Annotated in this window: 19 protein-coding genes and 2 pseudogenes; 11 read left to right on the forward strand and 10 right to left on the reverse strand. The window is 57.5% G+C overall.

The window, feature by feature from the left end:
• Both NWI01_RS15425 and NWI01_RS15430 read right to left on the reverse strand, forming a co-directional pair.
• The coding region (locus NWI01_RS15425; RefSeq protein ID WP_141384865.1) for a DUF692 domain-containing protein at positions 1–612 on the reverse strand (612 nt) is incomplete at its 3' end.
• 60 nt (positions 613–672) lie between these two features.
• A complete protein-coding gene (locus NWI01_RS15430; protein WP_141384866.1) occupies positions 673–1,017 on the reverse strand; it encodes a BufA1 family periplasmic bufferin-type metallophore in 345 nt (114 codons plus the stop codon).
• A gap of 269 nt (positions 1,018–1,286) precedes the next feature.
• Between NWI01_RS15430 and NWI01_RS19760 the strand changes: the two genes are divergently transcribed.
• The 3 genes from NWI01_RS19760 (at position 1,287) to chrA (ending at position 3,949) form a co-directional block, all read left to right on the forward strand.
• The gene (locus tag NWI01_RS19760; protein WP_141384867.1) at positions 1,287–1,520 is read left to right on the forward strand and encodes a GDCCVxC domain-containing (seleno)protein; all 234 of its coding nucleotides are present in this window, start codon (positions 1,287–1,289) and stop codon (positions 1,518–1,520) included.
• 219 nt (positions 1,521–1,739) lie between these two features.
• The gene (locus tag NWI01_RS15440; RefSeq protein WP_210242980.1) at positions 1,740–2,546 is read left to right on the forward strand and encodes a chromate resistance protein ChrB domain-containing protein; all 807 of its coding nucleotides are present in this window, start codon (positions 1,740–1,742) and stop codon (positions 2,544–2,546) included.
• Positions 2,543–3,949, forward strand: a complete 1,407-nt coding sequence (gene chrA / locus NWI01_RS15445; protein ID WP_244613807.1) for a chromate efflux transporter — start codon at positions 2,543–2,545, stop codon at positions 3,947–3,949. The genes NWI01_RS15440 and chrA overlap by 4 nt, the downstream gene beginning before the upstream one ends.
• A gap of 61 nt (positions 3,950–4,010) precedes the next feature.
• On the opposite strand, the gene NWI01_RS15450 is transcribed toward chrA, so the two are convergent.
• Complete coding sequence (locus tag NWI01_RS15450) at positions 4,011–4,199, reverse strand: hypothetical protein (RefSeq protein WP_141384870.1); 189 nt, start codon at positions 4,197–4,199, stop codon at positions 4,011–4,013.
• Positions 4,200–4,619: 420 nt separating this feature from the next.
• Here NWI01_RS15450 and NWI01_RS15455 point away from each other — a divergent pair, with 420 nt between their 5' ends.
• The 4 genes from NWI01_RS15455 (at position 4,620) to NWI01_RS19055 (ending at position 8,600) form a co-directional block, all read left to right on the forward strand.
• Positions 4,620–5,510, forward strand: a complete 891-nt coding sequence (locus NWI01_RS15455) for a DUF1259 domain-containing protein (RefSeq protein ID WP_141384871.1) — start codon at positions 4,620–4,622, stop codon at positions 5,508–5,510.
• Positions 5,511–5,543: 33 nt separating this feature from the next.
• Positions 5,544–5,705 (forward strand): hypothetical protein, encoded by a 162-nt coding sequence (locus NWI01_RS19050; protein WP_181410519.1) that lies wholly within the window; start codon positions 5,544–5,546, stop codon positions 5,703–5,705.
• Between the two features lie 261 nt (positions 5,706–5,966).
• Positions 5,967–8,420: a family 16 glycoside hydrolase gene (locus NWI01_RS15460; RefSeq protein WP_141384872.1), complete on the forward strand. Its 2,454-nt coding sequence runs from the start codon at positions 5,967–5,969 to the stop codon at positions 8,418–8,420.
• A 3-nt stretch (positions 8,421–8,423) separates the two neighbouring features.
• Positions 8,424–8,600 carry a hypothetical protein gene (locus tag NWI01_RS19055; RefSeq protein ID WP_181410521.1) on the forward strand — a complete coding sequence of 59 codons (177 nt, stop codon included), beginning with the start codon at positions 8,424–8,426 and terminating at the stop codon, positions 8,598–8,600.
• Between the two features lie 35 nt (positions 8,601–8,635).
• Here NWI01_RS19055 and cobS read toward each other — a convergent pair whose 3' ends face one another.
• The 6 genes from cobS to NWI01_RS15490 form a co-directional block, all read right to left on the reverse strand.
• Positions 8,636–9,613 (reverse strand): cobaltochelatase subunit CobS, encoded by a 978-nt coding sequence (gene cobS / locus NWI01_RS15465; protein ID WP_141384873.1) that lies wholly within the window; start codon positions 9,611–9,613, stop codon positions 8,636–8,638.
• 137 nt (positions 9,614–9,750) lie between these two features.
• Entirely contained in the window at positions 9,751–11,826 is a 2,076-nt protein-coding gene (locus tag NWI01_RS15470; RefSeq protein ID WP_141384874.1) for a HelD family protein, read from the reverse strand.
• Positions 11,827–11,966: 140 nt separating this feature from the next.
• Entirely contained in the window at positions 11,967–12,473 is a 507-nt protein-coding gene (locus tag NWI01_RS15475; protein WP_210242981.1) for a LabA-like NYN domain-containing protein, read from the reverse strand.
• Between the two features lie 160 nt (positions 12,474–12,633).
• Positions 12,634–13,002 carry a TraR/DksA family transcriptional regulator gene (locus tag NWI01_RS15480; RefSeq protein ID WP_210242982.1) on the reverse strand — a complete coding sequence of 123 codons (369 nt, stop codon included), beginning with the start codon at positions 13,000–13,002 and terminating at the stop codon, positions 12,634–12,636.
• Between the two features lie 6 nt (positions 13,003–13,008).
• Entirely contained in the window at positions 13,009–14,628 is a 1,620-nt protein-coding gene (locus NWI01_RS15485) for a peptide chain release factor 3 (RefSeq protein ID WP_141384876.1), read from the reverse strand.
• Between the two features lie 45 nt (positions 14,629–14,673).
• On the reverse strand, positions 14,674–14,958 hold the full coding sequence (locus tag NWI01_RS15490; protein ID WP_141384877.1) for a hypothetical protein: 285 nt from the start codon (positions 14,956–14,958) through the stop codon (positions 14,674–14,676).
• 357 nt (positions 14,959–15,315) lie between these two features.
• On the opposite strand from NWI01_RS15490, the gene NWI01_RS15495 reads away from it, so the two are divergent.
• Both NWI01_RS15495 and NWI01_RS20120 read left to right on the forward strand, forming a co-directional pair.
• On the forward strand, positions 15,316–15,582 hold the full coding sequence (locus tag NWI01_RS15495) for a hypothetical protein (RefSeq protein WP_210242983.1): 267 nt from the start codon (positions 15,316–15,318) through the stop codon (positions 15,580–15,582).
• A 57-nt stretch (positions 15,583–15,639) separates the two neighbouring features.
• Positions 15,640–16,437 (forward strand): annotated as a pseudogene (locus NWI01_RS20120) (RES family NAD+ phosphorylase).
• Positions 16,438–16,448: 11 nt separating this feature from the next.
• On the opposite strand, the gene NWI01_RS15510 reads toward NWI01_RS20120, so the two are convergent.
• Entirely contained in the window at positions 16,449–17,081 is a 633-nt protein-coding gene (locus NWI01_RS15510) for a methyltransferase domain-containing protein (RefSeq protein WP_141384880.1), read from the reverse strand.
• A 524-nt stretch (positions 17,082–17,605) separates the two neighbouring features.
• Here NWI01_RS15510 and NWI01_RS15515 point away from each other — a divergent pair.
• Positions 17,606–19,084, forward strand: a complete 1,479-nt coding sequence (locus NWI01_RS15515) for a SulP family inorganic anion transporter (protein WP_375782186.1) — start codon at positions 17,606–17,608, stop codon at positions 19,082–19,084.
• 11 nt (positions 19,085–19,095) lie between these two features.
• Positions 19,096–19,293 (forward strand): annotated as a pseudogene (locus NWI01_RS20200) (universal stress protein); the annotation flags it as partial.
• Positions 19,294–19,338: the final 45 nt, after the last annotated feature.

Below are 19,338 nucleotides of genomic sequence, written 5' to 3' on the forward strand. Positions count from 1 at the left end.
GTAGGCGTCGATATAGGCTTCGGCGTCCCATTGCTGGTTGGTCGAGGCGACATGCACGTTGTTGACATCGAGCAGCAGGCCGCAGCCGGTGCGCCGCACCACCTCGGCGATGAAGTCGATCTCCGAATAGGTGCTTTCGGCAAAAGCGAGATAAGTGGAAGGATTCTCCAACAGCATCTGGCGGCCGAGCGTTTCCTGAAACTCGTCGATATGCGCGCAGACGCGAGCGAGCGTTTCGGCGGTGTAGGGAAGCGGCAACAGGTCGTTGAGGAAACCGGTGTCGTGCGACGACCAGGCCAGGTGCTCGGAAAAAAGTCCCGGCTCGTAGCGCGCGATTAGGTCCTTCAGGCGACGCAGATGATCGCGATCTAGCAGACGGTCCGCGCCGATCGATAAGCCGACGCCGTGCAGCGAGAGCGGATAGCGCTCGCGGATCGCGGTGAGATAACGGTGCGGCGGGCCGCCATCGCCCATATAGTTCTCCGCGTGAACCTCGAAAAAACCGACATCGGGCCCGGTCTCGACGAGCTCGCGATAATGTTCAGCCTTGAACCCGACGCCGGCGCGCGGCGGAATCGGCGGCGGCTGCGTTCGGAAAGGATTTGACGGCATGACCGTCTCCGCCGTTGGAGGGCGCGAGCGGGAATGAAACCCGCCCGGCCATTGTTGAGCTCAGGCTTTCGGCGTCAGGCTGCCATTCCCTTTCGGCGTCGTCATCGCCGTGCAGGTGCCCTTGGGCACGAGCTTGTAGGCGTTGCCCTGATAATCCGTGGTGTTGGTGCCCGCACAGCTCGTCCCGGCGCCGGCGTAGCAGTCGTTCTGCCCCTTCAGCGCTACCCCGAAGCACTTCTCGACCTTGCCACCTTGAAGGGCCTGCATGGTTTTGGCCTGTTTCTCCTTCATCATTTTTTCCATGTCGGCCTTGCTCGTCTGGGCCGAAGCCGGCATTGCTGCGAGTGAGCCGAGCGCGGCCGCGAAAGCACCGGCGACCAGCGCGGGTAGCATGCGATTGGACATATCTGTTCCTCCAACTGTGATCGATCGTGCGAGCATACGCACTCACTCGCCCGGCGAGCCAGGTGCGGCGCGCCTGTAGGGAGGTTCGCTGCGCGGCGCCAAAGGTTACGCCCTAGTCGCGACTGATCGGCCGTTCAAATCGGCGTGACATATTCAACGGAGGCGAGAGCCGGGCAACCAATCGCCAAGAACAAATCCAATAGGCTCAAACTGATGCTATATTCGCCGCCTTATGGCCAGGCGAGATCGCGTCAGGTAAGGATACGGCGATGCAGAAGAGTGCTGTTATTCTGGAATCCACCATCACATGTCCGAACTGCGGACACCGCGAGATGGAGAGCATGCCGGCCGATGCCTGCCAATTCTTCTACGACTGTACGTCGTGTAGCGCTCGCCTGAAACCGAAACTCGGAGATTGCTGCGTTTTCTGTTCCTACGGAACAGTGCCGTGCCCGCCAATTCATGCTAGCCGGAATGCGCCGACCTGCTGTCTTGATGGCTGAGCAACCTGGCCCGCGATGCCGCCCGTGCTGGCCCAACGAACGCCATTCACTAACAATCAACCTGGCCCACCGCAATAACGTTTCCGGTCACGACGCGTGAGTCTTGAATTTGAGTCCGGAGAATGATTTAGTCTCGTCCCATCGGGGACCGGCAGACTCCCCCTCAGACGGTTTCCGTCCAAGCTCTGCGCAGCGCTCGATTTGTCGAGGAGGTTGCGCGTGGACGAAAACGATATCTCCATATCTCCGCATGATCTTTACGCGTCGCTCGGTTCGGATGCCGCGCCGATCGTCGTGGATGTTCGGCGCGACGTCGATTTCGCCAGCGCGGATCGGCTGGCAAGTCCCGCTTTTCACCGCTTTCCGAATGACGTTGAGCAATGGCGAGACGAATTGCCGGACGGACGCCGGGTGGTCACGTGCTGCTTTCACGGCGATCAGGTTAGTCAGGGGGTCGCCACCGCCCTGCGTCTCATGGGCGTTAATCCGAATTTTCTGGCAGGCGGAATTGCCGACTGGACCGAACTCGGACTGCCGACCCGCCGCAACATCGGAATCAGTCCGGGCAAATGGATCACCCGCGAGCATCCCAAGATCGATCGCATCGCATGGCTGATCCGCCGTTTCATCGATCCCAACACCGAATTCATTTACGTGCCAAGAGATCAGGTTCTCGCGGTCGCGGAGCAAACCGGCGCGACACCCTATGACATTGATGGCGTGGAGTTCACTCACGAAAATGATCGCTGCTCGTTCGACGCCATCCTGAAGGTCTACGACATCAAGGATTCCGCTCTCGATCGGCTAGCCACCATCGTGCGAGGCGCCGACACGTCACGGCCGGACCTGGCTCCTCAATGCGAAGGGTTGCTCGCGATCTCCCGTGGTTTGTCGGCCAACTTTCCTGATGATCATGAGATGCTGGGACATGGTCTCGTCATCTACGACGCGCTGCACAAATGGTATCGTCTGGAGATCGAGAAGCAAGAACCGACATCCGAACCGCTTGCCGGGGCGCACCCGTGACGGAAGCGACGACGGTGGGAAAGCTTCGTCCTTTGCCCAGGCACGGCGTATCCCTCAATGATGCGCTGCGCGTGTGGGCTCGCGTGGCGCTGCTCAGCTTTGGCGGACCGGCCGGGCAGATCGCCGTCATGCATCGCATCCTCGTCGAAGAGAAGCGGTGGATTTCCGAGGAGCGTTTCCTGCATGCGCTGAGCTACTGCATGCTGCTGCCGGGTCCGGAGGCGCAACAGCTCGCAACCTATATCGGCTGGCTGATGCACCGGACTCTGGGAGGCCTGCTGGCGGGCGGCCTGTTTATTGTGCCGGGCGTTATCGCAATCATGGCGTTGAGCTACGTCTACGCCGCATTCGGCAACGTTCCGATCACCGTGGCGCTGTTCTTCGGATTAAAAGCGGCCGTTCTGGCGATCGTCCTCGAAGCCATGATCCGAATCGGCAAGCGGTCCCTGAAGAACCGCGTCATGAAGATGCTCGCTGCGGCGGCATTCGTCGGCATCTTCTTCTTCAACGTGCCGTTTCCAATTATTGTTTTCGGCGCAGCATTGATCGGGTTTCTCGGCGCTGCCTTGGGGGTCAAGGCATTCCAGGTTACGGCTGACCACGGATCAAACGGCAACACAGGCAATGACGCCCTCGTTGACAGCCTGCTCGGCGAGAGCCAGCCAGAACATACCCGACCAACCCTTCCGCGCTTCCTGCGGGTAGCCGCCATCTGGCTAGCGCTTTGGCTCGTTCCCGTGATTGTGCTGCTCGCAATGCTTGGCTCCGAGAACGTCTTCAGTCAGATCGCCGTCTTCTTCAGCAAAATGGCGATGGTGACGTTTGGCGGCGCCTATGCCGTGCTTGCCTATGTCGCCCAACAGGCCGTCGACCATTACGGTTGGCTGAAACCCGGCGAAATGCTCGATGGCCTCGGCATGGCGGAAACCACGCCGGGGCCCCTGATCATGGTCCTGCAATTCGTGGGGTTTATGGCGGCTTATCGGGACCCGGGCACGCTGTCGCCGATGCTGGCCGGGGCACTCGGTGGATTGCTCGCCACGTGGGTCACGTTCACCCCATGCTTCCTCTGGATCTACCTTGGCGCGCCATTCATCGAGATCATCCGTGGAAACAAGGCCCTGGCATCCGGGCTGTCCGCTATTACCGCCGCAGTTGTCGGCGTGGTACTCAATCTTGCCGTCTGGTTCGCTATCCACACCATCTTCCGGGAAACCATTCCGGTTCACGCACTAATGATGGATTTCAATGCACCGAAGCTGGCGAGCGTCGATCCATGGGCGCTGGGCCTTTCGGCAACGGCCGCAGTTGCGATCTTCCGGTTTAAGGTCGGTATGATTCCAACGCTTGCCGCCTGTTGTGCCCTCGGCATCGTTCTCCATATCACTGGTTTGTTGAGATGAAACCGTCAGCTATCCTCGCCGTTTTGTTCGCGGCATCATTGATGATGTCCTCCGCGCAGGCTCAACGCGTGACGTTCGGTGCTACCCAACGTGGCGCACTGCCGAAGAATTTTGTGTCCGCATTGACGGCGGCGGCAGTCCAGGCGAACAGACGATCGTCGAGGACACCGCGGCTGAACGCGGAAGAATGCTCGCGCAAATCGAGGCCGATCCGAACGCGATACACATGCCGACCGGTTTCGAGTGACATCGAAGCTATCATTCACTTCAAGCCGATATCCGGAAAAGTCGATCAGGCGGCGAGCCTCGCGAACCGTCTCATTGACCGAAACAATTACTACGTCGCCGCGCCAATGCTCTGGAAAACAACGTACGTTTCTATCGCGTGGTCGCCGGGCGAGTGAACAGCTTGCGACGGCAGATGTTGCGGTCGATTTCGGCAGTGGCACACGCTTGGCCTACGCGCTTTACCGTTTCGATTGACCAAAATGTTCTGCAAAGATCAAGCGATACCACCTTCCCCGCTTACGGTAGCCTCGCGTTGTGTACCAGTGGTCTATTTCGAAAGGGTGCAAATCAAGCCGGCGAATTATGAGACATACGAATATAAGAGACGCAATACACACAGGGTGCAAAACAGGGCCTCTGTCCCTTTCAAATGGAGATGAGCATGCGCACATTTTTTTTAGCTTTTCTTGGTAGTCTTATCCTTGCTTTTCCCACATTCGCCAGTGCCCAGGACATCGACTGGCAAAAGGTGGATTCGACACTCGGCCGCGAACCCGCCGTATCCGGCGACGTTCATCGTTACGGTTTTCCGAGAAGCGATCTCAAGGTAACCCTCGATGGGGTTTCGATCGCACCCGCCCTTGCGCTCGGTGGCTGGCTTGCATTCAAACTCGATCACGGCAGCACCATGGTCATGGGCGATCTCGTTCTCCTCGAAACCGAGATCAATCCAGTCATGTCGAAACTAATCGAGGGTGGCCTGGAAGTCACAGCAATTCACAATCACCTGCTCCGAGCAACTCCCGCGACCTTCTATCTGCATGTTGGGGGACATGGAGACCCGGTGAAGATGGCCTCCACACTTCACGACGCTCTCGCCGAGAGCAAAACCCCACTTGTAGCACCGACCGCTGCGGCCGCAACGTCCTCCCTCGATCTCGACACGACTCAGATCGACCAGATCATCGGTGCGAAGGGACATGTAAACGCAGGCGTCTATCAAATCGGTGTTGCGCGGCGCGACAACATTACTATGAACGGGATGAGCATCTCGCCTGCGGGACCAATGGGCGTCGCGACTGGGATCAACTTCCAGCCAACTGGTGGTGGCAAGGCAGCGATAACCGGTGATTTCGTTCTGACAGGCGACGAAGTGAATTCGGTGGTGAAGGCATTGCGTTCGAACGGTATCGAAGTGACGGCTATCCACAGCCACATGCTGGAAGAACAACCGCGACTCTACTTCCTGCATTTCTGGGCGAACGACGATGCGATCAAGCTAGCGCAAGGCCTTCGATCCGCGATCGACAAGACTGCGAGAAGGGCGAACTAACATGGCTTCGGTGCGGATACGCAGTCATCGTTTTTGCCCGCCTATTTCTCGCCGGCGGGCTTCGGTCCACGCTACACCGACCTCGCCGCGACCGCCGCCCCGCTTGGGACGGCGATCCTGACGCTCGGCGTCGGGCTGATCGCACAGCACGACGAGTCGCGCGATCTGATAGCGCGGGCTATCGCCCAGGGTTGACGCTCGGCTGGCGGTGTGAGGCGACGATGATGATGCCCATGATGGCGGTGATGATGATGACGTTGCACCGCACCAGTGGATCAACTGCGCGATCGGTCCGGGTGAAAGTGTCGCGGCTTAGCTGACGGAAGTGTTTAAGCCGATGCCATTATCAATTTGTGAGAAGTATCCAATCTGCAGAGAAGCGGTAGTGCGCATTGCGCCACTAGAAGAATAAGAGCAATCTGCTCGTGCTGGTTAGTATGCATGAGGAGAGCGAGCATGCCTACAGCAACGGAGAGGACCTCTTTCACCAAAGATATCCAAGGTCGCTATCTCTGTAACAACCTCGCCGAGGTAAATGCGTGGAAGGCGGCAGGTGGGCGCCCCTTCGACTTCATCATCGTAGGCGGTGGGACTTTCGGCTCCGCGATTGCAGAACACCTTTGGTTTCGTCAGAAACAAGCCGGGGGTGGGCTGCGCACACTGGTCGTAGAAGCCGGGCTGTTCAGCGTTCCCGAGCACGTCCAGAACACCGGCATTCAGGGTTTCGCTGACCCGGCGAGTCCTTTCTTTTTGAATGAGAATGCGCCGCAGCCGGAGCCACCGCGCAATGAGGTCTGGGGCCTTCCTTGGAAGTCAACCATTCCCTTCAAAGGGCTCGCCTACACGGTGGGCGGCCGATCGCTATATTGGGGTGGGTGGTCGCCTCGCCTCCTTGATGAAGAGATGGCGACTTGGCCTGCAGTCACTGTTGCTGCCCTGAACAGCCGTTATTTCGACGAGAGCTCAAGACAGATCGGGGTCGACGAGGCCAACGATTTCATTTCCGGAGAGCTTCAGAATGGTTTGCGGCGTCAGCTCTTCGACAATCTCGCCAGCGTCCCTGACGTGCTTTCCCTCGGCGCGCTCCCGGCGTCGCCTCTTCTGAAACCAAACTCAGATCCGGCAAAGCTGCTCGGCCTAACTTCTACGGGTGGGCTTTCTCAGACCGATCTCCTGAATATGCTGAAGCTTGAGGCGCCGCTTGCGGTGCAGGCGCGGCCACCTCACGCGGGCTTCTTCCCCCTGAACAAATTCAGCGTGGTGCCACTCCTGATGAAGGCAGCCAGGACGGCGGCTGGGACCTCGAACGGTAACGACGCCACCAAGGAATTCATGATCCTGCCCGACACCCATGTGCTGTCCCTGCGCACACTGCCGACTGCCAACGGCACGTGGCGTGTCATCGGTATTGATACAAGCCAGGGGCCTATTGACCTTGCGCCGGGTGGCACTGTTGTCATTGCGCTTGGAACCATTGAGAACGCGAGGCTGGCACTGGCCTCGTTCGAAGGCACTGGACTTCCGACCTTGCCACTCTTGGGCAAGAACCTGACCGCGCATCTTCGCTCGAACCTGGTCATCCGCTTGCCTCGCTCAGCGATCCCTGGTCTGTCCGCCGCAGTCAACGAACTGCAAACGGCGGCGCTGTTTGTAAAGGGGCGTGCGACGCGATCGAACGGTGATCTGATTGGTCGATTTCACCTTCAGATCTCAGCGAGTGGCGGCGGTAATACCGTTGGCGGAGAAGACGAACTCTTTCGCAAAGTCCCCGACATCGATTTCTATGACCAGCTCCGCACCTCAAACGATACACATATCGCCATAGCGATACGGGGCCTTGGAGAGATGGAGCCTGCCGATCCAGCCAACATTGGTGCTCATCCAAGCCGGGTCGACCTGAGTTCTCGAACTGACGAATACGGAGTGCGCCGCGCATCAGTCGTGCTCACCCCGACGCAGCGCGACGAGGACCTGTGGAACGCGGTGGATGCGGCTATGCAGAAGGTCGCCGCCATCTTCGCGAACGGACAGCCCATGCAGGTGCTCCAGAGCAATCGCGACGGTCTCGGAACAACTCATCACGAAACCGGCGGCCTCTGGATGGGAAATGATCCGACCAAAAGCGTCACCGATGGGGATGGACGCTTCCATCACACCGAAAACCTGTACGCGGCAGGCCCCGCGCTTTTCCCAAGCATCGGTTCGCCGAACCCGATGCTCACCGGCATCGCGCTATCACGACTTACAGGCGACCTCATCATGTCCCCGCCCCCGTTCGCTGCAGATGCGGGGTTCGAAACGCTATTCGATGGCTTGTCGCTCGGCGACTGGACAATGTCCACCATTAGCAACCAACCCGATCGAGACGACCCCGGCGCATTTCGGGTCCGGCGGGGTATGCTGGAGGGAAGGGCCGGAACAGATCTCGGGCTTCTTTGGCTGAAGAGACAGACGCCCGCCCGCTATATATTACGGCTGCAATGGATGATGACGGCGTCAGACGACAATTCGGGAGTGTTTATCGGCTTCCCCGACCCGAGGCTCGAAGGATACGACAACACCGCCTATGTCGGCGTCAACTTCGGTTTTGAAATACAGATCGACGAGTTGGCCCGTCCCGATAACGCACCAATCCACAGCACGGGCGCCGTCTACTCCTTTAAGGGCCCGACCGACGGTCCCGTTGTGATTCATCCGGTAGGCGAGTGGAACGAATACGAAATCACCGTCGACGGTGCTAACATAAGCGTCGCACTGAATGGACCGATGGTCAATCTCTTCCACTTCACCGGCGATCCGCAGTCGCCTCGCCGCGGGCTCCCGTCCACCGCCCAAGACCCTCGCTTCATCGGCCTCCAGACCCACACCGGCCGGGTTTTTTATCGCAACATCCAGTGGAAGGGGCTGTAACTCATGCAGCTAATGCCACTCGGCACGCTGGGCGCCGTCGAGACGAATGGCGCCGTTACATTCGGTCTCTGGCTTCCGTGGGTCTCGGCGACGGACGGCAACCGCGTGAACGTGAAGATCATCCACGAGGCCGACCAATTTCTGCAAGGAGTGTGCTTCGGCGCGGGGTCTCGACCATGATCGGCACGGAGGTCCATCATGCCAACTCAACGAAATCAATGGGCTGAAGGGGTCCCCGTGATGCCGATGGGGGTCATTTTTCGATCAGCATTCACAATGAGGGGTTGCTCCAGTTCGTCGCATCTATTGAGGAACGTCACCCGAAAGGCGAAGCCGACGTCATCAAAGATGTCGGAGTTCTCCGCCCAGGTGATCACCGTGCGCGGGCTCATGATGGTCGAAAGGTCGCCGTTCATGAACGCACCGCGGGTGAGGGCGGCGACGCGCACCATTTTGTTCACAATCTCTCGGCCTTCCGCCGTCTGATATGGCTTGGCCTTCACCAGCACGATTTCTACCTCATCGTTGTGCGGCAGGTAATTGAGCGTTGTCACGATCGACCAGCGGTCCATCTGCCCTTGGTTTACCTGCTGCGTGCCGTGATAGAGGCCGGACGTATCGCCCAGCCCGATCGTGTTGGCCGTGGCGAACAGGCGGAAGGATGGGTGCGGCCGGATCACCTTGTTCTGATCGAGCAGGGTCAAGCGGCCAGAGACTTCCAGCACGCGCTGGATCACAAACATCACGTCGGGGCGACCGGCGTCGTATTCGTCGAAGCAGAGCGCCACGTTGTGCTGCAGCGCCCATGGCAGAATGCCATCGCGGAACTCGGTCACCTGAACGCCGTTGCGGATGACGATCGCGTCTTTGCCGAGCAGGTCGATGCGGCTGATGTGGCTATCGAGATTGACCCGCACGCACGGCCAGTTTAGCCGCGACGCCACCTGTTCGATATGGGTCGATTTGCCGGTGCCGTGATAGCCGGTGACGATCACGCGGCGATTGCGGGCGAATCCGGCCAGGATCGCAAGCGTGGTGGCACGGTCGAACCTGTAGTCCGAGTCGAGGTCGGGAACATGCTCGTTCGGCTCCGAATAGGCTGGTACCTCCATGTCGCTGTCGATACCAAAAGCCGTACGGATCGACACTTTGATGTCCGGCAGTGGGGCCGTGTCCGCCATTTCGATCGTCATTTGCGTTCCATGAGGGCGACAATAGCGGTCATTCTTGTAGTGCTGGCTACTACCGCCGAACTTATCCAGCGGATTGGAGGACCTGCGGTAGGTCCTCGACCGCGAGCAGCAGCGCTCGGGCGAGTTGAACCACTAAATCAAGACATAGCCGAAGCAGGTAGAAAAGCCGACGGCTCGCCGTTCACAACAACGGTCAGCCGGTGCATCGCGCGCGTGCAGGCTACATAGAGCATGTTGCGGTCCATGTCCGTTTGATAGGTGTGGGCGTCCGCATCGGGAACGATCACACGGTCGAACTCGAGGCCCTTCGCCAGATGTGACGTGCAGATGATGATGCGGGTCGAAAAGCCTCCGCTTCCCGCATCAAGCAGCCGTGTCTCGACGCCTTTCTCAGCCAACAGGCGATGCAGCTTCTCCGCGTACTTCTGCGTCTTGGCGATGACCGCGAGGCGGCGATGGGATGAAGCTTGAAAGTCCTCTATTTCGGCGATGATGCGTTCGACAGCTTCACTCTGCCGCGCGCAGCGAACAACTCGCGGCGATTCGCCATGGCGCTCGATGGGTACGAGTTCCTCGTTCGGTGAGATGCCCAGGGCAAATTGCATGATCTCCCAGCTCGAACGGTAGCTTTTGGTGAGCTTCATGGGGGCGGACGCCCTGAGCACGCGCTGAATCTGCTCGGCATTCGAGCCGCCATAGGGATTAACCGATTGTGTGGCGTCTCCCAGGACGGTCTTCCGACAGGGGAAGAGTGTTCCGAGCACGGCATACTGAACCGGCGTGTAGTCCTGCATCTCGTCGATCAGCAAATGTTTGACCTCTTGGCGCGAATTGTCGACGCCTTCGAGCCGCATCTTGAGATAAATGAGCGGGAAGACGTCCGAGTATTCGAGCCTTCCTCCGGCCGGTTTGAAGAGCTCGGGCTGGCCCAGCCACTCGAACAATCCCTTGTAGGCGGCGCGCAGGCTCTTCCGTTGCACCATGCCACGGACAGCTTCGCGAAGCGCCTTGAGCTGCCTCGACTCGAGCTCGTGTTTGTAGTGGAGGAAGACCTTGTGCTCTGTGGTGCGGACGACCTCGGCAATGCGTTCCGAGATCGGCAGGCCGCGATATTTCTGCCACGTCTCCTGAAAGTGCCAGTCGGGCACAATGCGACCGACGCCGGGGCGCCACTCGACAGCCTTGAACGAGTTGGCTTCCAGATAATCAACGTAGCTGTCGATCTGTTTCAGGAAACCGAGCGATCCCTTGGCGGCGATCCGCTCTCTCAGTGCTTCATCCCTTCCTTCGAGCAGTAGAGAGGTCTGATCGAAGAAGGTCTGGAAGCGGTATTGACCCTGAAGCAGTTCGTCGGCAAGCGTCTCCATGCCGATTTCGCTCACCTGCTCCTCGCCAAGTTCTGGTAGCACATTGCCGATGTAGTCGGCAAAGACGCGGTTGGGCGAGATGATCAGGATATCCTTGGAGTTTAGCGTGTCCTTGAAGCGGTAGAGCAGAAAGGCGATGCGGTGGAGCGCGATTGATGTCTTGCCTGAGCCGGCCACCCCCTGGATGATGAGCGTATCTGCTTCCGCGTTGCGGATGATGGCGTTCTGGTCGCGCTGGATCGTCGCGACGATGTTTTTCATGGCCTCGTCAGAAGAACGGCTCAGCTCCTGCTGCAGCACGTCGTCGACGATGTTGACGCCGGACTCCAGCATGAACTCCATTCGCCCACCGCGGATGCGGAACTGGCGCTTTAGCTCCAGCCGGCCCTCCACCTCGCCGGCCGGCGCCTCATATCTGGCTGGGCCGATCTCATAGTCGTAGAACATCGAGCAAACAGGGGCACGCCAGTCGTAGACGAGCGTCTCGCCGGACGCCTCGTCTGTGAAATCGTGGACGCCGACATAGATAGGTTGAGCTTCGCTTTTTCCATCTTGGCCGCGGGCGAAATCGAAGCGCCCGAAATACGGGGAGTTGCGTAGCTTCAGGAGCTTATGCCGCTGCGCTTTGAGCACCTCGGCCGAGCGCATCGTCTGCTCGATTGACTGCCTGAGCGCGACCTTGTCGATATGGTCCATGTCGCGGCGCGCCTCCCACATGTGGTTCTTGTTCGCCTGGATGTCCCTCGCGTAAGCATCGAGGCGCACGCCAATTTCATGGAGGTTGTCCCCAATACGCTCCTGGCAGTCCTTGAGGCGGGCTTGTTCTTCGATTTCGGCAGCGCTCATCTGGTCTATGCACCTACGGTCTGGTTTCGTCAGGCGGCAAACCGAAAATTGGTCGACAGTCCGCGCTTCGGTTGCTCAACTCGGTTCGGGGCCAACACTTCAGGTCGCAAAGGACCTGATCGCTCGATGGCTCGCTCGCCTCAGGACGCGTTGCGCTGCAAATGTAGATGAGGCATCAAGTCCCGCAGGTCAAAGTATCGGTCGACCTGTCTGCGTAAACGGTCAGCGATCAAAGGCGGCTTCGACGCCAACGTTGACACCGCACTGACGCAGATGCCCTTTCGCTGCACCGCCCGAACAACTGGGGCAAGGTCACCATCGCCGGAGAACAGGACAAGATTGTCAATGCGTGGGGTTATGTCCAAGGCGTCGACCGCCATTTCCAGCGAAACACCCTCTTCTTGTGCGCCCCGGCCAGCGGACCGGGCCGTGAACCGTCCACGCTTCTCGCGGACCCTATAACCATTGTACTCAAGCCAATCTAATAGAGCCCGTCGTCCGGACGGCTCGCCGCTTGGCGCGATTGCGTGGTACGTTGCGGAAACCAAAAACGATTGTCCGAAAAACATTCCGAGAAGTTTTTTGTAGTCAATGTCTGTTCCGATCATTCTCAATGCGTGATGAAGACTTTCGCCATCAATGATCATGGCGAACCGACCTGGTCCAAACATTCCAACCCCATCGCTTGGGCTCAGGGGCAATTCAAGTTTCGGATGAGAAGCACTCTCCTGGACCTTCAACATAACGCTTCCTGATTTGCATATTGACAGCGAACGCGACGAGACCAGTGCGATCTTATGCGTGGCGCTAAACGGCTCTCAGCGAGGCGCAGCTTACGCAAAGCGGCGTCGCGGGGTCTGCCTCCAGACGCCGTTCAGCGATGTCGTTATCACAATCAAGGCATCGGCCGAATTCACCAGAATCCATCTGGCTCAAAGCCCGTTGGATGCGCGCTATCTGACGTTGTCGTTGCCTATCAGCCGCGATCGCGATCTGCTGAGATTGCATTGCGTCGACGCGTGACAGTCGTCCGACGCTTTGCTGATCGAGGTGGACCGCGGCTCGAGACTCCGAACTCGACTCCCGCAGCAGTAATAGCTGGTTCAATTCGTTTGTGAGGCGCATACGAAACCGTTGTATGCGCGCGCTTTCATCGTTCGGGGTCAGTTTGGTCATCCCGATCTAACTCCTTTCACGCACTCGGAGAAACTCAATGTCCGGCCATTCATCAGTCGCCCTGTTCAGGGTCCACGCATTCTTGGCAAGAAATACAAGGCCGCCATTCTTATCCTCGGCGATGCTGGATCGATACGATTCGCAAAACTCTCGAAGGCGTTGCGGATTGGTGCTTACGATCCACCTCGCCGTTTCGTAAGGCGCCGGATCAAGCCGAATGGGAACTCCGTACTCCTGATTGAGGCGGGATACGAGAACGTCCAGCTGGAGGGTGCCAACTGCGCCAAGGATCGGCCAAGTTCCAAATATCGGACGGAAGATCTGAATCACGCCTTCTTCGGCCATGTCATTTAGACCCCGATTCAGCTGCTTCGTTCGCGTGGCATCGCCGAGGCCGATCCGTCTCAGGACTTCCGGTGCGAAATCCGGTATCCCTTCGAACGTCAAGATTTCGCCTTCCGTAAGTGTATCGCCAACCCGTAGCGTGCCGTGATTTGGAATTCCGACAATGTCGCCAGCGAACGCCTCTTCGAGGGTTTCCCGCTGCTGTGCGAAAAAAAAGATGGGCGCACTGACCGTCAAGGATCGACGATCGCGAACGTTCAGAAGCTTCATTCCCCGGACAAATCGTCCTGAGCACAAGCGCACGAACGCGACACGATCCCGATGGTTAGGATCCATATTGGCTTGGACCTTGAAAACAAACCCGGTGACGCGTTTTTCGTGCGGATCTACCGATCTTTCTTTCGCCTTCCGCGGCAGCGGATCCGGCGCCCATCGGGTCAAACAATCCAGAAGTTCGGCAACGCCGAACTCCTTCAACGCGCTCCCGAAGATAACTGGAGAAAGATGCCCTTCGAGAAACGCCTGGTGATGGAATTTCGGCAGAGCTTCAAGGCAGAGGAGAAGGCCTTCCACCGCCGGTTCAACGATGCGTTCCTCGATCTCTGAATTCAGCAGCAGATCGTCAAGGTTGTTGAACTTTTTAACACGTCCGAACGGATCAATACGTGTTTCTTTGGGCAGTAAGAGCCGTGATCCGTAGATGTCACAGCAACCGCGAAAATCCGTGCCGAGACCTATCGGCCATGTCAGAACACTCAGGTCGAGAGCAAGTCCGGCGGCGATCTCATCAAGCATTTCAAGCGGATCGATGCCTTCGCGATCCACCTTGTTGATGAACGTAATGATTGGAATGTCCCGCAGGCGACACACCTCGAACAGCTTGCGCGTCTGACTTTCAATCCCCTTTGCTGCATCGATCACCATGACCGCCGCATCGACAGCACTAAGAGTCCGATAGGTATCCTCGCTAAAATCGGCGTGACCCGGCGTGTCCAACAGATTGAAGATCACGCCGTTATGTTCGAACGTCATGACGGAGCTGCTGACCGAAATGCCTCTACTCCGCTCGATTTCCAACCAGTCCGACCGAGTTCGTCGTCGATCTCCACGCGCCTTCACCTGACCTGCCATCTGTATGGCCCCACCGTAGAGCAGGAGCTTCTCGGTCAGGGTGGTCTTGCCAGCGTCTGGATGAGAAATAATTGCAAACGTCCGACGCTTGGCCGGAAATAAGCGTTTGGGAGAAACTTGTGAAACGTCAGAAACTTTGGAATTCTGCATAGTACCATCCATTGTGAGACACGGGAGCGCCCGGCCACACAACGGCTATGGTTCTTGCCTCATGAACTGATGAACATCCGACGTCTCCAACCATCTTACCGCTTCCGCGATCGTTGGATCATTCGTATGGGATTCCAGTATGGATCGTACGGTATCAACTCGCCAAAGAAGGTCGCGCAGAGCCATGATCGCCGTTCTTGTCGCGGCGCGATGTTCCGGATTCGCGTCGAGAAGCCTGCACGCGGCTTGATACATCGCGCTTTCACGCGTCAGCACGACATCCGACGACCCCGCTTCAACTTGCCCGATCAACAAGCGCAGCAGTCGCATGACATCAGCAAATCTCTGCGTGTCAAAGACAGGTAAGTCGCCTGATATGGTTGGAGTGCTGAGCACCAAACCTCTCATACCTCAATTGCACACGCTTATAGACGGAATGAATAAGCGCTCCCGCCACTGAAATCATGCGGGCACGTTCCGATCGATCGGCGCAAAGCCAAATCATCGACCGGTTACGGGTATCATTTTTCGATTCCGCTCTACCCAAAATGCGGAGAGCGCCCAGCTATAATATCTCTTTCTCCTCGGCTGTGAAGTGCTTAGAAAGAGAAATCGCATCAACATCAGGAAACACGCTTCGTATATGTATTGCGCCGCGCGTTTTGTCCCGAAACCAATGAGGACGGAATGCTAGATCAAATGAAGACCGAATCGAAGTTGAACCAAATCGTAGCCGTCGCTTATTTCAGCCACCGCATCGATCCCCCCATCTTAGAAAAGATACAACAGTTCCTGCAGAAGAAAGCCGTTGGGCGTCACCGGTGGGGTAAATTGTACCGGTACTTTAAAGTCGAACTCGATCATTTCGAGGACATGACATCTCTACTCAAATTGTTCCCCAAGGCCATCGAGGGATACAAGGATTTGTCTGATTGCCCGGAATCTCCCGATTAAAAGCACGGGTGCCGCAGCAGTACTGTCCTGAGCGTCCGCGGCGTATGGCCGAGCATCATGATTACCCATCGCTTGCAAGGAGGTGTTTTTCATTTGGAGGAGCAACGAACGGCGTCGGCAGCATTTTCGAGTGTAAATGCTTATTTGGATTTCAAGGCCGAGGTGACGCTTTCCAAACGATATCTGCGATCTCCAACAGGAGAGCAGTTCCTTCACGCGGTGGCGCGATCGTGCAAGAGCCGCCTGCGCGATATTCCGCAGAACAGCATCTTTTGGCGAGCACAGGTGGGTCACGAATGGCTGACCGATTCAAAAATCGGCAAGCGCGTACGGGGACCGCATCGAGAAACCCGCATGAAGCCCCTGCGTGACCGGGCCTATGAGGGGCGAGTCAATCCAAAAGGAATACCTTGCCTTTACTTCGCGACGACGCGGGAGGTCGCGATGTCGGAAGTAAGGCCATGGATAGGTTCAGTGGTATCAGCGGCACGTTTCTCAACTGTGCGGCCTCTAACGGCGGTCGATTGCTCAGTTTTCCATGGCAAGAATATTCCTTATGTCGAATCACCGACACCAGAAAAGATTGAAAAGGTCGTTTAGGCTTACATCGATCACGCATTTTCACAACCGGTTACCCGGAGCGACAATACCGCACACTATGCCGCCACACAGATCCTGGCGGAAGTTTTCCGATCGGAGGGATATGACGGCATCATCTATCGAAGTGCATTTTCCGCAGATGGATACAACGTTGCGTTGTTCGACCTGAATTGCGCCGATCAGATTGATTCCTCGCTCTACGAGGTCAATAATGCGATTTTCGAGTTCGCCCCTCTAACGGATTCCCGCGAATAGATGTCGCAGAATTATTGATCATGCGGGATTAGCGAGAAGCAAGCCATCTGACTTGCTCCACCGCAGGCGATATCTTCCTGTCCGATCTCTTGAAAGCATACTCGATATCGGTTGCGCGTCGCTAATCGTTCGGCCCACGATCTGAATTTCAATCGTCCCCATTCAAACCGATGGTCGCGATGCCGATATCGATACTTTGGCACCCCAAGACGATCGTTCCAATCTCGGTTGGGGGTGGTTATGACCACTGTTCGAGGTCGATGACGGCGGAAAACTGCGCCTTCAACTGAGGCAAGTCGCTCCGGAGCAATGTGTTCAATCGTTTCCACCATGATGGCGGCGTCAAAGCCACTGAGATCAAGCGTGGGATCCATGAAAGATCCTCGAATGAGGCTGATTTTGCATCGCTCCGATCCGATGCTCGCCAACTTCCGGTCGAGAGAATGAAGGGCGCAGGTGGATATATCGACGCCCACAAGGCGGTCGAACCTTGCGGTTTGCGCCAACCGGACCATCAAGGGCCCTCTTCCACATCCGAGGTCCAGAACTGTTTTGACATCGCTTGCGACAAGAATTTCCTGGACGACGTTCAGCCGCTCCTGATGAAGAGACGAAGGCCTGTTTCCGATCAGAAGATCAGCCATGACAGCGTCGTTCCCACGTCCGTAGTCAGACCGTTAAGGTGGCATTTCGCCTTTCCTATCTCAATGGGCGTTCAATGAGGCGAGCGCCCCCGCCACTGTCCCCGAAACGAGGAAAAGGCTGGAAGTATAGGCGACCGAGAAAACCACGATCCAGCAACAGCCCCACGGTCACGGTCCAATCGCCGTTGCGCCGACAGTCAACATAGTTGCGAAACTAGTGCAGGATCGCTCCATTGCTGCGACGATCCGAACGGCTCCGCTTAAAATGACGCTTGCCATCCCGGCCAGCATTCCGTATTGCTCGACATTGCAGCGCAGCATTTCTATTTGGCGCTATCAGGTTCGAAGGCCCGACCGATGTAGTCTGATGGATATAAAGCGACCTTGACCCGCGCCCGGCGCCGGGTTTCTCGGTGTGTACCGCCTTAGCGTACCCTTCGTCGCTCCATCTGACTTCCCCAACATTCCTGCATTGGCTCAAAGTCCGGCCGAAATCCGCCTGGAGATCATTCTTGTTCGCACTTTTGTTTACTCGCTTGCGCCGCGAGTGGTTCGGCAACATCCGCGGCGACGTGCTCGCAGGACTCGTGGTCGCGCTTGCTCTCATTCCAGAAGCGATCGCATTCTCGATCATTGCGGGGGTCGACCCGAAAGTTGGCCTCTACGCCTCGTTCTCGATTGCCGCCATTTCAGCCTTTGTCGGAGGGCGCCCGGGGATGATTTCGGCGGCTACAGCTGCGACCGCGGTCCTGATGGTCACCCTCGTCAAGGAACACGGTCTGCAATATCTCTTGGCCGCAACTGTCCTGGCGGGGATCCTTCAGATACTCGCTGGCGTCGTTCGCCTCGGCTACTTGATGCGCTTCGTCTCGCGGTCCGTCATGACCGGTTTCGTCAATGCGCTCGCGATCCTTATTTTCATGGCCCAGCTTCCGGAACTGACGGGCGTTCCGTGGCCAACCTACGTGATGGTCGCGGCAGGTCTGGCCATTATCTACGGGTTTCCTCGTTTGACGAAGATCGTCCCGTCTCCACTGATCTGCATCGTCGTTCTAACAACCGCATCGGTTGCGCTGAAACTTGATATCCGCACGGTCGGCGACATGGGCCAATTGCCGTCGACGCTACCGGTGTTCCTGTTCCCCGACATTCCGCTCAACCTTCAAACCTTCCTGATTATCTTTCCATACTCCGTCGCAGTCGCCGCGGTCGGCCTGCTGGAATCCCTGATGACCGCCACGATCGTGGATGAATTGACCGATACTCCTAGCAACAAGAACCGGGAGTGTATCGGCCAAGGCGTCGCGAACTGCGTAACCGGTTTTCTCGGTGGCATGGCCGGATGCGCGATGATTGGCCAGTCCGTCATCAACATCAAATCGGGCGGTCGCGGTCGACTATCCACGTTCTTCGCAGGAGCTTTCTTGCTTTTCCTGATCGTGGTGCTCGGTCACTGGGTGCAGATGATCCCGATGGCCGCGCTCGTTGCCATCATGATCATGGTCTCGATCGGAACATTCAGTTGGATATCCATCAAGAACCTTCGCACTCATCCGCGCAGCTCGAGCATAGTCATGCTCGCAACCGTCGTTGGCGTCGTGGTGACGCACAATCTCGCGGTTGGTGTTCTTGTCGGTGTCTTGCTTTCCGGGATCTTCTTCGCCGGAAAGATCGCCCAGATATTCAGGGTAACGTCTGTTCTCTCCGACGATGGGGCAGAGCGGACCTATATTGTTGAAGGCCAGCTATTCTTCGCCTCCGCCGACGATTTCAATTCAGCATTCGATTTCAAAGAGGCTTTGGAGAGGGTGCGGATCGACGTCAGCCGGGCCCATATTTGGGATATCTCAAGCGTCGCGGCCTTGGACACAGTAGTTCTGAAATTCCGCCGCGAAGGAGCGGAAGTCGAAATTGTCGGACTGAACGAAGCGAGCGAAACCATCGTCGACCGACTGGCGATTCACGACAAGCCCGGCGCGATGGAGCGCTTGATGAGGCATTGAGGGAGCGAAAGATGCCAAAATTGCTCGCACTTATTGACGGATCCGTTTATTCGAAAAGCGTTTGCGACCATGCAGCCTGGGCTGCTCTTCGGACCGAAGCATCTGTCGAACTTCTCCACGTCCTGGGCCGACGTGACGTTTCCAGTTCGCCCCCCGACCTGAGCGGAAGTCTCGATGTCGATGCGCGCGATCTTCTTCTCGCGGAACTTGCGTCGCTCGACGAACAGAAAGCCAAGCTCTCACAAAAGCGCGGC

The sequence above is a fragment of the Nitrobacter winogradskyi genome (assembly GCF_006539545.1).
Classification (GTDB): Bacteria; Pseudomonadota; Alphaproteobacteria; order Rhizobiales; family Xanthobacteraceae; genus Nitrobacter; species Nitrobacter winogradskyi_A.